General features: G+C 70.2%; 9 protein-coding genes. 4 read left to right on the forward strand and 5 right to left on the reverse strand.

Features of this window, described 5'->3' with window-relative positions:
- Window positions 1-561 precede the first annotated feature (561 nt).
- Together Pma05_RS42265 and Pma05_RS02600 are read left to right on the forward strand one after the other, a co-directional pair.
- On the forward strand, window positions 562-2,406 hold the full coding sequence (locus Pma05_RS42265; RefSeq protein ID WP_239311561.1) for a hypothetical protein: 1,845 nt from the start codon (window positions 562-564) through the stop codon (window positions 2,404-2,406).
- A gap of 230 nt (window positions 2,407-2,636) precedes the next feature.
- Window positions 2,637-3,674, forward strand: coding sequence for a CE1 family esterase (locus Pma05_RS02600; protein WP_203855619.1), 1,038 nt, complete (start codon window positions 2,637-2,639; stop codon window positions 3,672-3,674).
- Window positions 3,675-3,752: 78 nt separating this feature from the next.
- Here Pma05_RS02600 and Pma05_RS02605 read toward each other — a convergent pair whose 3' ends face one another.
- The 3 genes from Pma05_RS02605 to Pma05_RS02615 form a co-directional block, all read right to left on the reverse strand.
- Window positions 3,753-4,100: a hypothetical protein gene (locus Pma05_RS02605; protein WP_203855620.1), complete on the reverse strand. Its 348-nt coding sequence runs from the start codon at window positions 4,098-4,100 to the stop codon at window positions 3,753-3,755.
- 313 nt (window positions 4,101-4,413) lie between these two features.
- A complete protein-coding gene (locus tag Pma05_RS02610; RefSeq protein ID WP_203855817.1) occupies window positions 4,414-5,628 on the reverse strand; it encodes an acyltransferase family protein in 1,215 nt (404 codons plus the stop codon).
- Between the two features lie 104 nt (window positions 5,629-5,732).
- Complete coding sequence (locus tag Pma05_RS02615) at window positions 5,733-6,455, reverse strand: TetR/AcrR family transcriptional regulator (RefSeq protein WP_203855818.1); 723 nt, start codon at window positions 6,453-6,455, stop codon at window positions 5,733-5,735.
- A 69-nt stretch (window positions 6,456-6,524) separates the two neighbouring features.
- Here Pma05_RS02615 and Pma05_RS02620 point away from each other — a divergent pair, with 69 nt between their 5' ends.
- Window positions 6,525-7,736, forward strand: a complete 1,212-nt coding sequence (locus Pma05_RS02620; RefSeq protein ID WP_203855621.1) for a hypothetical protein — start codon at window positions 6,525-6,527, stop codon at window positions 7,734-7,736.
- 52 nt (window positions 7,737-7,788) lie between these two features.
- On the opposite strand, the gene Pma05_RS02625 is transcribed toward Pma05_RS02620, so the two are convergent.
- Complete coding sequence (locus Pma05_RS02625) at window positions 7,789-8,397, reverse strand: class I SAM-dependent methyltransferase (RefSeq protein WP_203855622.1); 609 nt, start codon at window positions 8,395-8,397, stop codon at window positions 7,789-7,791.
- Window positions 8,398-8,515: 118 nt separating this feature from the next.
- Between Pma05_RS02625 and Pma05_RS02630 the strand changes: the two genes are divergently transcribed.
- A complete protein-coding gene (locus Pma05_RS02630) occupies window positions 8,516-10,414 on the forward strand; it encodes a GH39 family glycosyl hydrolase (RefSeq protein ID WP_203855623.1) in 1,899 nt (632 codons plus the stop codon).
- Between the two features lie 120 nt (window positions 10,415-10,534).
- Here the strand turns inward: Pma05_RS02630 and Pma05_RS02635 are convergent, their stop codons facing one another.
- Complete coding sequence (locus Pma05_RS02635; protein WP_203855624.1) at window positions 10,535-12,421, reverse strand: ABC transporter ATP-binding protein; 1,887 nt, start codon at window positions 12,419-12,421, stop codon at window positions 10,535-10,537.
- Window positions 12,422-12,484 lie beyond the last annotated feature (63 nt).

Genomic DNA, 12,484 nt, shown 5'->3' on the forward strand with positions numbered 1-12,484 from the left:
CCACCGCGCCGGTGCGGTGCTCACGGGCGCCGTCTTGACCCCTGCGAACTTACGCTCTTTGACGACGTTTTGGCAGGTCATAGACTCGAAAGTGCTAAAAGTGAGTTATTTTTCGGTTCTTTCCTGAAACAGCCTCGTCTTTCTGGCGCGGCCGACTCCAGTCGGAACTACGACTCCTCGTCTTTTCTCCCGAGATCCCTCGCGGAGTTTCACATTGCCTGCACCTAATGCCCCATTCATGAGCTAACGTCATGATGTAACCGGTTGACACCCACCTCAGGCCGGAGGGGCCGATGGCGCAGGACATCCGTTTCAGTACTTCTTCAGGCTGATTTAGCCCGCTCTGCACACCCAGGCAGAGCCCGCACACCCTCGGTGTCCCGGACGACGCAAGCGATTCCCGGGACGACAGCAGCGACCTTCGCCGCGGGGCGTCACCCCCGCGCGTCGGTGGATGCCGCCCATCAGAGGGTTCCTCCCGCACCTTCCCCTTGCCGTCCGCCCTGCCGACGTTCGTGGCGACAGCCACGCGACGAATCCCAACCCGAGAAAGGATCACGAATGGACAGGACCAGGATTGCCCGGTCTCTGCTCTCCACCGCCGCCGCCACCTTCGTGGCGACCTCGCTCGCGCTCGCCGCCATGCCGGCCGCCCGTGGCGCCGCCCCCGACAGCGAATCAGCCGTCGACGGCGAACCACGGGCGGAGAAGCGCCTGGAAGACGACAAGCCGCTCGAAGCCAACCCGGCGCTGACGGCGCCGGGCATCGCGCCGGAACTGCTGGCGAAGGCCGCACCGGACGAGTGCTTCGGCGGGAGCAGCCCGCCGCCCAGGGCCTGGGCCGGATGCGAGGACGGGCAGCCGAAGGTGAACCAGTCGTACGTGTGGGGCCTGGCGGCATCCGGCGACAACCTGTGGTTCGGGACGGCGCCCAACGTGCAGTGCCTGACGATCGGGACAAGTCTCGCGGTGACCGCACCGATCGAGAACGACGACTACGTGTGCGAGTACGGCGAGAGCCCGCAACGGTCGGAGAACCCGGCCATCCCGCCGGCCGGGGGTGACTGGCGACCGCCGAAGATCTACGTCTACAACAAGCCGACCCGCAAGATGGTGGACAAGACAGCAGCCATCAGGGGGAGGTCTGAGGTCGACCGGCAACGGTTGGAGTCGACGGTGGGAATTCGTGCCGCCGGCTCACACCAGGGCGTCGTGCTGCTCGGCGGACCGAGCATCCTCGGCCTGAACCTGTTCGCGTTCGACGGTACGTCGGGCAGGTACCTCGGGTCGACAACCCTCCCCGCATATGGCACCATCCGGAACTTCCTGGTCGCCGACCACGCTCTCTACGCCGGTGTGGGTATGGGGATCGACGGTCAGGCCGGCGGAGCGGTGCTGCGCTGGGCCGGCAGCAAGCGCAGCCCGTTCGCCTTCAGCATGGTCGCCAGCCTGCCGCAGCAGGTCGCGGACCTCGTGGTGCACAAGGGTCGGATGTTCGTCACGACCTGGCCCAGCGTCGCCCGCAGCTTCGACAGCGAACACACCGCCGGCGTCTGGATGAGCCCATACCTGGTGGACGGGAGCCGGGGCCTCACCACTGCCGACATCAACGCCTGGAAACAGGTGTGGAACGTGAGCCAGTACGAGCCCGACCCGGTCGTCGCCGCGACCTACGGCCTCGGCGGTCTCGCCTCGTATGACGGGAACCTCTACTGGGGGACGATGCACGTGCCGATGAAGGCCGCGCAGGCCCACACGACACGCTACGCGCCGGAGAGCGAGGCGCAGAACCTCCTCGCCACGAAGAACACGCAGCGGAGCGCTAGCATCTTCCGGGCCAGCAGGTTCGACAAGGGCAAGGCCACGGCCGACCTGCTGTACGGCGCGGCGGAGCTGCCCGCGTTCGACCCGGAGGCGAATAACGGGGCGGGCGACTGGCAGCTCAAACCGACCGGATACAAGCCCAGGTACGGCGCGGCGGGATTCGGCAGCAGCTACAACAACTACACCTGGAAGATGCTGGTGGCCGGGGGTTCGCTCTACATCGGCACGATGGACTGGAGCTACCTCGTCAAGGATCTGCCGGTGGAGCTCCGCAGCGCGGTCGAGGGCGGGCTCGGCGCGGTCGATCCCGCGTCGTACGGCGGCGACCTGTGGGAGTTCGACGGCACGAACGGGCCGGCCAAGCCGGTGGACACCAGCGGGGTCGGCAACTACCTCAACTACGGGATCCGCACGATGGTGGTGGACGGACCAGCCGTCTACCTCGGCATGGCGAACCCGATGAACCTGAGGACCGACCGGAGTGACGATATCCCGGAGGGCGGTTGGGAGCTGATCCGGCTGCCCGGGGCCAACGCCCCGTCCACCGCCAAGGAGAAGACGGCCGTCGGCGCGCAGCGGTGAGCCTTCCCAGCGTAGGGAAGTGACGATCCGCCGGAAGTGCCGATTCCGTAACCGGTCGTTGGCCGGTCGGTGCAGGATGCCGACCGGCCAGCGACCTCCAGTGAACCTTTTTCAACCTCCCCTTGCGGTCCGGCGGAGCACAAGGTCGGAGGCGGGGCGTGAGCGCCGCGCGGTTCAGGTTGAAAAAGGTTCAGTGACGAGTACCGGATCCCACGAGGGATGGAGGATTCATGGACCGGCGAGCTAGGGCCTGTCGCACCGCGGTGGCGGTACTGGCGATCGCGAGCGTGCTCACCGTACTGACCGGCTGCGACCTGGGGCGGTCGCCGCGGCGGGAGGCGGCCACACCGGCCACACCGGCCAGCGTCGCCCCGACCGGGCCGACCGCGACCGCGCCCGCGCCGGAGAAGCCGGCCGTCGCCCCGGGGTCCTCCGTGCACCGTCTCACGGTGGACGGCCGAAACCGCACGTTCCGGCTGTACCGGCCGGCCAAGCTGTCGTTGTCGACGCCGGTACCGCTGGTGGTGATGTTGCACGGTGCCCTCGGCAGCGGCCAGCAGGCGGAAACGGCGTACGGGTGGGACGCCATGGCGGACCAGCGCGGCTTCGTGGTCGCCTACCCGGACGGGCTGAACCGGTCCTGGGCGGTCAGCTCCGACTGCTGCGGATCGCCGGCCCGGGACGGGGTCGACGATGTCGCGTTCATCGCGGCGATGGTGGCCGACCTCTCCACCAAGCTGCCGGTCGCCCCAGGCCGGATCTACGCCACCGGAATATCCAACGGCGGGATGCTCGCCTACCGGTTGGCCTGCGAAACCACCACCTTCGCCGCGATCGGTGTGGTGGCCGGTACGCTCCTCGGGCCGTGCCCGACGCCGGCACCGATCTCCCTGCTCCACATCCACGGCACGGCCGACGGCGTGATCCCGTACGACGGTCGGCCGAGCACGCTGAACAACGGCGGAGTCGGGCCGCTACCGGTCAAGATCGACGGTGGGCCCGTGTCCGACCAGATCGACAGGTGGCGGAAAATCGCTCGGTGTCCCACCCCGGAGGCCCGTACCGCAGGAGCCGTCACCACCTCGGCGGCGCACTGCCCCGGCGGGCGCGACGTCGATCTGATCACCGTTGCCGGCGCCGGGCACCAGTGGCCGGGCGCGAAACAGTCGACGGCGGAGCGCCTGCTCGGGCTGGATCCGCCCTCGACGGCGCTGACCGCCACGGAGTCGATCTGGAACTTCTTCGACACCCACCCACGGGTGGACTGAGCTTCCGGCAGCACCGCGCGGAGGCCGCACGCAGGTCGGCCCCGAACGGGGATTCCACGATCGTCGTCCCGCCGGGGATCAGCCCTTCTTGATCTTCGGGTAGATCTTGGAGTCGCGGACCTCGTCGTGCGAGAAGACGTGCACGATCCCGCCGAACGGGGTGTCGGTGAAGTATTGGCCGGGCCGGTCGTTGGCCTCGAACTCGATCTCCACCCGCTGGCCGGTCTGCGGGTCGATGCAGGAGAGGTCGATGTCACCATCCCCGCCCCGGACCAACTTCTCGCACCGGTGACGCTCGATGAAGGTGTCGAAGTCGGTCGGCTCGCTGCGACCGCAGCCGACCAGGCCCGACACGGCGACGCCGAGGGTCAGCAGGGCGACGGTTCGTCGCGTTCGGAGAGACTGGTGCACGACGGCAAGGGCCATGGCGGTACGGGAACTCCAAGTCTGGTCACGGTGCTGCCAACGTGCCCCGGCAGGAACGTCAACGCCGAACGGCCGCTGGCTCCGGAGGGGCACGATCTCACCCGCACCCTACCGCGTCAGTCCACAGGGGACCGCAACCGGATCTGTGACGCGGCAACCAGGGTGTCTCGGCACCCGGCTACCGCCGATCCGGCGCACCGAAACCGGTCGCGATGCTCGTCCGCGCAAGGTCGGGCCAGTCACCGGGTCGCCACCGACGCCCTGTGCGGCAACGTCTCGACGGCCGGCGCCACCTGGTCAGCCACGGCTCTGGTCAGAGCACGGATTTCGCACCCGGCAGTTGCCGGAGGAGGTGGGCCGCGACCGCACTGGCGGCCATGGCGAGGATCGCCACGACGGCGAAGGTGACCAGCACCGGCAGTCGAGCGTGGGCGAACGCGAACTGGAGGGCGACCACGATCGGCAGGTGAACGAGGTAGATGGCGTAGGAATCGCCGGCCAGCGACCGAGTCAGTCGGCTGTGACCAGCGACCTTCTCCCGGAACAGGGTCAGCAGGCCGACGCAGAGCCCGACACCCATGAACGTCTCCACGAGCGTCCAGCACGCCGACGCCCACGACAGGCCGCCCGGGGCGAAGAAGGGGGTGTCGACGCCGGTGCCGAACAGTACGGCGGCCAGGGCGACGCCGACGGCGAGCCAGGTGTAGCCGGTACGCCGGGACAGCCGCGACAGCCAGTCGTGCCGGTAGGCGAGCACGCCAGCGGCGAAGAACGCGGCGTACTGGACGAGGCGGGCGGGTTCGGCCTGGATGAAATCCAGCAGCGGCACCCACATGTCGAGGGGGTAGCGGATCCGGACCACGAACGCCGCGGCGGCCACGGTCACGGTGAACAGCACGAGCGCGCGGTGTCCGGGTGTCCGGATCAGCCGGGCGGGAGTGTGTCGGGTACGACGGTGGGACAGGAGGCCGCCGGTCCACCGGAACAGCACGTAGAGCAGGCTGAGGGCGAGCAGGTTCTGGATGAACCAGAGGTGGCCGAACTGGAGGTCGGGCCAACTCGGGCCGGTCCAGTCCGCCGGCCGCTGCCCGAGGCCGAGGAACACGTCCAGGTAGTAGCGACCGAACGAGATCGGCGGATAGTCGCGGTACTGGACGTAGTAGGTGTACATCAGCGCGGGCATGATCGTCGCCGCCCCGATCAGGAACGGGACACCCAGCCGCTTGAGCCGACCCCGGGTGAATCCCCAGCCGCCCCTGCGGTCGTGCGAGCGGGGTACGAGGTAGGCAGCGGCGAAGAAGAGCAGGCTCATCCGGAAGGACCCGCCCACCGCCGACAGCGTCGCCAGTACTCCGGTGTGCTGGTCGCCGCGGAAGTACCACCAGTCGGGCGGCCCGTACGCCTGGGCCGCGTGGTGGATCACCACCAGCAGGATCATCGCGACCCGCAGGTTGTCCAGGTAGTGCAGATGCGGGCGGGGCCGGACTGTTGGCGGGGAAGGCGTCTCGACGGGGGTACCCACCGGCATGCTGTCCATGCGTTCAAAATACTGAACACTTGGTCAGTCAGAATCGGGGAAGGCCCCGGACCAAGGTCCGGGATGACCCCGATTGCTCGTCCCGATCGACGTGGTTAGTCTGCCGTCGGCTCGTGGCCGAACCAGCCGAGCCGCAACAACCGCTGGTTCGCGGCGCTGCGCTCCGCCAACACCTGCGGGTCGAACATCGACCGGTCCAGGTTCGGCTGCATCACCGGCTCCAGCAGCAGCGGGCCGAGGATCAGACAGAGCATCTGGAAGGGGGCCCACTGCGGGTCGGTGTTCGCCCGCGTCCGCTCAGCGGCGACCAGCCGGCCCAGCTCGGCGCGGGCACCTGCCAGGAGCCGGCCGAACAGTGCGACGCTGGCCTCGCCGCCCTCCAACAGCACCCGGCGCAGATAGCCACGCAACAACTGGTCCGCGCCGAACATCCGGGCGGACACTTCCCCGAGCGAGGCCATCAGGTCCGGCGAGCCGTCGTCAAGTTCCCGCAGGGCAGCGCCCAGTCGGCTCAGTACCTCCTCGTCCACCGCCGCCCGCAGGCCCTCCTTCGAACCGAAGTGGTGGATCACCAGGGCCGGCGACACCCCGGCCGCCGCCGCCACTGCCCGGGTCGACGTGGCCTCGAAGCCACGCTCCGCGAACAACGCGAGCGCTGCCTCACGAAGCCGCGCCCGCCCGGTCAGATCCGACGATGAGAGCCCTCGCACAACCCAAACGCTATGCCACCACCGCAGGCCCCCGGCCGGAGGGGACGACAACGCTGACCCCCGCCGGTTTCCGCCGGCCACTTGCCACCCGGCGGCGTGCGACGCCATATAGGATATGGCCGATATCATCCGTTTGGTTACCCAGGACCACGCAACCCGCCGGAGGATGAGCAACGCATGCCACCCCACAAGCGCGTCCTGTCCACCCTGACCGCGTCGCTATTGGCGGGCGCCCTGATGGCCTGTACTTCCCCGGACGACGGCAACGACGAGCGCGGCGCGGACCCCGGCACCGGACAGTCGGGCCCCGACGCCGAGTTCCGAGATCGGAACCTGTTGGTCACGGCCGTCTGCTCGGCCGGCGCGGACGGCGGTTGGCAGGTCTCGGTGGACGGTTGGGATCCGAAGACCTGGACGCACGAGGCGAAGGCCATCTTCACGGTGCCGGCCACGGTCGTCGCCACCGAGCAGCAGACCGAGGCGTACCCGGCGCCGGAGGCCCGTTCGGGTCTGACCGCGCTGTGCACACCCAGCGATTACGGGCCGCTCGGCAGGTCGGCCCGGGACGGCGAGGACGACACCGCCATCGTCCGGATGGTCCGGTCCCTCTTCGACCGCGACTTCACGAGGCTCGCCGTGGTGATCCGGGACCAGGACAGCGGCGCCGGCCACGTCGGTTACGTCGACCGTGGTGGACAGCTCACGAACCTGACCGCGACCGACATCGATTTCGGGTCCACCCCGAACGAGCAGTACGCGGTCCTCAGCCCGGACGGCGCGGAGGTCTGGTTCACCTACCGGGTTACCGACGGCGACACGAGGATCGGTAGCCGGTCGGTGGCCGGGGACCACAAGCGGACCGAGCGGACCGCCGCCGAGGTGCCCGGCCGGCGTCCGCTGTTCCTGGTCGGAGATCCGGTCCGCGGGGTGGTGGGCTACGACGTCGCCGTCTCGCCGGACGGCAGACGCTTCAGCGCCTGGGCGCCCGGGGTCAGCGGCAACGGTAACGGCGTGTTCGCGGTCCCGGCTCAGAGCACGGGGCTCACCAACAGTTCCGCAAGGGCCGGCGACAACGGATGTTCGGGCGCCGTCGGGTGGCTCGACGCCGACACCCTGCTGTGCCCCTTCGGCAACGGCAACCTCGCGGCCCTCGACGTCGACGGCGGGACGAGCACGCCGAGCGGCCCCATCCTGCCCGACAACAACCGGCAGAACATCGCCATGGTCATCTCCCCGGACGGCAGCCAGGTCGTGTTCCTGAGTGCGGCCGAGACGGAGCGCGAGTACTGGATCTCCGCCACCCAACCCGGTTCCACGCCGCAGAGGGTGGAACAAGGCGGCGCGTTCTCCGTCCTGGGTGACACCGCCATTTTCATCGAGTGGCGCTGATCGGCCGATAGATAGCAGCCGGTGCGCGGGCACGGGGGCTCGCCGACTCAGCTCACGCTTCGGTCGCGATCGCCGCGATGGCGGCGTGCGGCCGATGGGTGCCTTCAGCGGGCCGCTGAAGGCGCTCGACCTCCGTGAAGCCGGCTCGCGCCAGTCGCTCGGAGAACTCGTCGACGGGCCAGCGATAGGCGGTCACGACCTTGTGGTCGAAGGCGGCGACCTCGTCACCCACGAAGAGAGCAACCACCAACGTTCCGGCCGGAGCCATCACCCGCCGAAACCCGGCGAGCACGCCGTCGAGATCGTGCGGCGGCAGGTGGATCAACGAGCCCCAGGCCAGGATGCCGGCGATGGAGTGGTCGGCGACGGCGAGATCCTCCATCGACCCGAGTTGGTAGCTACCGCTCGGGTGGGCTGCCTGTGCATGGGCGATGAACTCCGGGACCATGTCGATTCCCGTTGAGTCGGCGCCCAGCGAGCGAAGGTAATCGGTGAGGTGGCCAGGCCCGCAGCCCAGATCGAGCACCGCGCCGGGTCGGCCCGCCAGATGTCGCCCGATGAAGGCGAGGTCGTCGGCGTGTACCTGCTGACTTGTGCCGAAAAGCTCGATATAGAGCTCCGCGACGGATGCATACGCCTGCCGGACCGGTTCCAGGTTCACCGCGCGACTATACGAGCCCGCAGAGCGCCGAGGCGGCGGGCGCCCGAGGCGACGGGCGTGACGGAAACCGGTTACAGTTCCTGGACCGGAATCACACGAGCCCCAAGGAGGTGCCCCGGTGACCACCGACCAGCAGCCGGTCTCCGACGCCAGAGCCGACTGGCAGTCCCGCATCGCACTCCGCAGCGATGAAGGCGACCGCGAGGTGACACCGGTCCTGCCCCCACCGAACGACCTGGCAGCGATACCCGGCCTCGGTCACGTCCGGCTGGGCTGGGCGCCGGTGCCCGAGGCGGTCGGCTACCTGGTGCACCGCGCCCCGATCTCGGATGGCGCCGTGGACGGACCGTTCGCACCCGTGGACCACCTCGGTGGTGATGTCCTCGCGGTCCCCGACCCCTGGTACGTCGACACCACCGGCGAACCCGGCCAGCCGTACGCCTATGCCGTCGGGTCCGTCTCCGAGGTGACCGTCACCGGCCCGCTCGGCGAACCGGTACGGGCCGCCGCGCTGCCCTTCCCCGTCGCCCCGACCACGGCCACCGTGCCACCGGTCGGCGGCGCGGTCCCGACTGTGGAGTTGCGGCTGGACGGCTCGGCCCAGGGCACTCCCCTGCACCGGCCCTGGCAACCGATGATCGGCAGCGAACGCCTTTCCCAACTGCTCTGCCGTGACCTGTCCGGCGGGCGGGAGATCGGTGCCGAACTGCTCGCCGCGCTGCGCCGGATCCGGGCCGAGATCGGCGTCGAGACCGTCCGCGCCCACGCCATCCTGCACGACGACCTCGGCGTCTACCGCGAGGTCGACGGCGAGCCCGTACACGACTTCAGCGTCGTCGACCAGGTCTACGATCTGGTGCTCGAGGCCGGGCTGCGGCCGGTGGTCGAGCTCGGTTTCATGCCCCGCGAACTGGCCAGCGACCCGACCCGGACGGTGTTCGGGTACGCCGCCGTCGTCTCACCGCCGAAGGACTGGGACCGGTGGGGCGACCTGGTCCGCGCACTCGTCCGCCACCTCCTCGACCGGTACGGCGACACCGTGCTGACCTGGGACTTCGAGGTGTGGAACGAGGCGAACCTGGAGGTCTTCTGGTCCGGTGACCAGGAGGAGTGGATGCGGCTCTACGACGTGACCGCCCGAGCCGTGAAGGAGGTCGACCCGCGGATCCCCGTCGGCGGCCCCTCCTCGGCCGCGGCGGGCTGGGTCGACGCGCTGCTGGAGCACGCCGGCCGCGCCGGCACCCCGGTCGACTTCGTCAGCACCCACACCTACGGCAGTCCCCCGCTGGACCTGCGGCCGACGCTACGCCGGCTCGGCTTCCCGGACGCCCGGATCCTGTGGACCGAGTGGGGTGTCACCCCGACCCACTTCCACCCGGTCAACGACGGCATGTCGGCGGCGACGTTCCTGCTCAGTGGCATGCGTTCGGCGGCCGGCCGGGTCGACGCGCTGTCCTACTGGGTGGCCAGCGACCACTTCGAGGAACTCGGCCGCCCGCCTCGGCTGCTGCACGGCGGCTTCGGCCTGCTCACCGTCGGCGGCATCGCCAAGCCCCGCTACCACGCGCTGTGGATGCTTGCCCGGCTCGGTGACACCGAACTGCCGGTACGGGCGTCCGGCGACGGCGCCGACGGGCTGGTGCAGAGCTGGGCCAGCCGCCGGACGGATGGCAGCCTGGCGATACTCGTCTGGGTGTCAACGCTCGACCAGTCGAAACGGGACGGTGAGCCGAGCCTGGCCCGGCGGATCCGGCTCGCCGTCGAGGGCGCCGCCGGCCGTCCGGTACGGATCACCCGGCTGGACCGCGGGCACGGCGACGTCACCACGCTCGCCGCTCAGCTCGGCGTCGACGACTGGCCGACCGAGACGCAGTGGGCGGCGTTGCGGGCAGCCGACTCGCTGACGGTCGAGGAGCTCGGGGCGGCGCGGAACGGCGCGGCCACCAACGCGGCGGTGATCGAGCTGGAGCTGCCACAGCCGGGTGCCGTACTCGTCGAACTCGACGCCCGGCCGTAACCGGCCACCGGGTCCGCGCGGCACACCGCCGGCGGGCCCGGCTCCGGGACCGGCGCCCGTGCTCCAGGCGCCGGTCCTGCTCCGGTCGTCACCCCGCCACCGAGCGCCGGCCAACACCCGTCATCCGGGGCGGCGTGCCGCCGAGAACGGGTTGGGGATGGAGTCCAGCAACAGCCGGGTGTAGTCGTCGCGGGCCGCGCCGACGACCTCCAGGGTCGGGCCCTGCTCCACGAGGTCGCCGTGGTTGAGCACCAACACCTCGTCGGCGAGCAGCCGCGCGCTGAGCAGGTCGTGGGTGATGTAGAGCATGGCCAACCGCCGGGTCCGCACCAGCTTGCCGAGGAGTTCGAGGATCTCCGCGCGGATCGACACGTCCAGCATGGAGACGGGTTCGTCGGCGATCAGGATCTCCGGCTCGGGCGCCAACGCGCGGGCCGTCACCACCCGCTGCCGCTGCCCGCCGGAGAGTTGGTGCGGGAGCTTGTCCAGGAACTGCCCGGCCGGAGCGAGCCCGACGCTCTCCAGCAGCTCGGCGGCCCGCTCCCGGACCGCCGGACCACGCAGGCCGTGATAGTTCACCAGCGGGCGGGACAGGGCGTACCCGACGGTCCGGGTGGGGTTCAGCGCGCTGAACGGATCCTGGAAGATCATTTGTACGTGCCGGCGGTAGTCGCGCAACGCCCGGCCGCGCAGCCGGTCGACGCGTACCTCGGTCGTCGAGTCGGCGGCGGTGAACCGGACCTGACCGGACGTCGGGCGTTCGACGCCGGTGACCAGCCGGGCGATCGTGGTCTTGCCACTGCCGCTCTGCCCGACCAGCGCGGTCACCCGCCCCGGTCGCAACGCCAGGGAGACGCCACGTACCGCGTCCACAGAGGTGGTCCGCAGGCCGCGCCGGGTGGTGTAGCGCTTGGTGACGTCGTCGACTAGGAGCACGGGGTCACCGACCGCCTGCTCCGGCGGGGGGTCTGCGGACCGGTCCAGCCCGGCCGCCGCCGGGAACCCGACGAACACCGGCAGTCCGGGCCCGGCGCCGGCGGGCGTCCGTGGCAGCCGACCATCCTGGGCGACGAGGCAGCGCACCAACCCACCGTCATCGGGCCGCAGTTCCGGCCGCCGTTGCCCACAGGCATCCTCGGCGTACGGGCAGCGCGGCGTGAACCGGCAGCCGGGCTGCTCGACGGAGAGGTCGGGCGGCCGGCCCGGGATGTAGCTGACCCGTACCTCGGCCGACCGGGGATCGGCGTACGACCCGAGCAGTCCCCGGGTGTAGGGGTGCTGGGCCTCCCGCACCAGGTCCGGGGCGGGGCGGTCCTCGACGATCTCCCCGGCGTACATCACCATCACCCGGTCGGCCATCTCCAGCACCGTACCGAGGTCGTGGCTGATGAACAGGACGGCGAAGCCGAGTTCGTGGCGGAGCGTCGCCAGCCGGTCGAGGATGTTGCGCTGGACGACGACGTCCAACCCGGTGGTCGGCTCGTCGAGCAGCACCAGGCGCGGGCGCAGGGCGAGCGCGAGGGCGAGCGCCACCCGCTGCCGCATCCCGCCGGAGAGCTCGTGTGGGTACGCCCTGAGCACCCCCGGGTCCAGCGACACCATCCGCAGCAGCTCGACGACCCGCGCCCCGACCTCCTCGCCGACCCGGTGCGCGGCGAACGTCTCGGCGAACTGCGCCTCGATCCGGAGCACCGGGTTCAACGAGTTCATGCTGCTCTGGAAGACGGTGGACAGGTTGGTCCAGCGCAGCCCGCGCAGCCGTTCCTCGTCGGCCCCGGTCAGGTCGACGCCGTCCAGGACGACCCGGCCACCGCTGATCCGGGCCGGCGGGGAGAGCAGCCGCAGTATGCCGTTGCCCAGCGTCGACTTGCCGCAGCCGGACTCGCCGAGCAGCCCCACGAACTCGCCCTCGCGGATGCGGAACGACACGTCCTGGACCGCTCGGGTGACCGGGGCGTCGCGCGGGGCGTACGTGACGGAGAGGTTCTCGACCTCCAGCAACGCCATTGAACCTTTTTCCACCTCCCCTTGCGGTTCGTCGGACCGCAAGGTCGGACGCGGTGTGTGAGC

Origin of the sequence: Plantactinospora mayteni, assembly GCF_016862935.1 — a bacterium.
Lineage (GTDB): Bacteria > Actinomycetota > Actinomycetes > Mycobacteriales > Micromonosporaceae > Plantactinospora > Plantactinospora mayteni.

Bases quoted from the DNA above. Each gene is read 5' to 3' on its own strand.
- Pma05_RS02635 (WP_203855624.1), bottom strand. From the start codon at position 12,421: ATGGCGTTGCTGGAGGTCGAGAACCTCTCCGTCACGTACGCCCCGCGC.
- Pma05_RS02610 (WP_203855817.1), bottom strand. From the start codon at position 5,628: ATGCCGGTGGGTACCCCCGTCGAGACGCCTTCCCCGCCAACAGTCCGG.
- Pma05_RS02620 (WP_203855621.1), top strand. From the start codon at position 6,525: ATGCCACCCCACAAGCGCGTCCTGTCCACCCTGACCGCGTCGCTATTG.
- Pma05_RS02600 (WP_203855619.1), top strand. From the start codon at position 2,637: ATGGACCGGCGAGCTAGGGCCTGTCGCACCGCGGTGGCGGTACTGGCG.
- Pma05_RS02615 (WP_203855818.1), bottom strand. From the start codon at position 6,455: ATGGCGTCGCACGCCGCCGGGTGGCAAGTGGCCGGCGGAAACCGGCGG.
- Pma05_RS02605 (WP_203855620.1), bottom strand. From the start codon at position 4,100: ATGGCCCTTGCCGTCGTGCACCAGTCTCTCCGAACGCGACGAACCGTC.
- Pma05_RS42265 (WP_239311561.1), top strand. From the start codon at position 562: ATGGACAGGACCAGGATTGCCCGGTCTCTGCTCTCCACCGCCGCCGCC.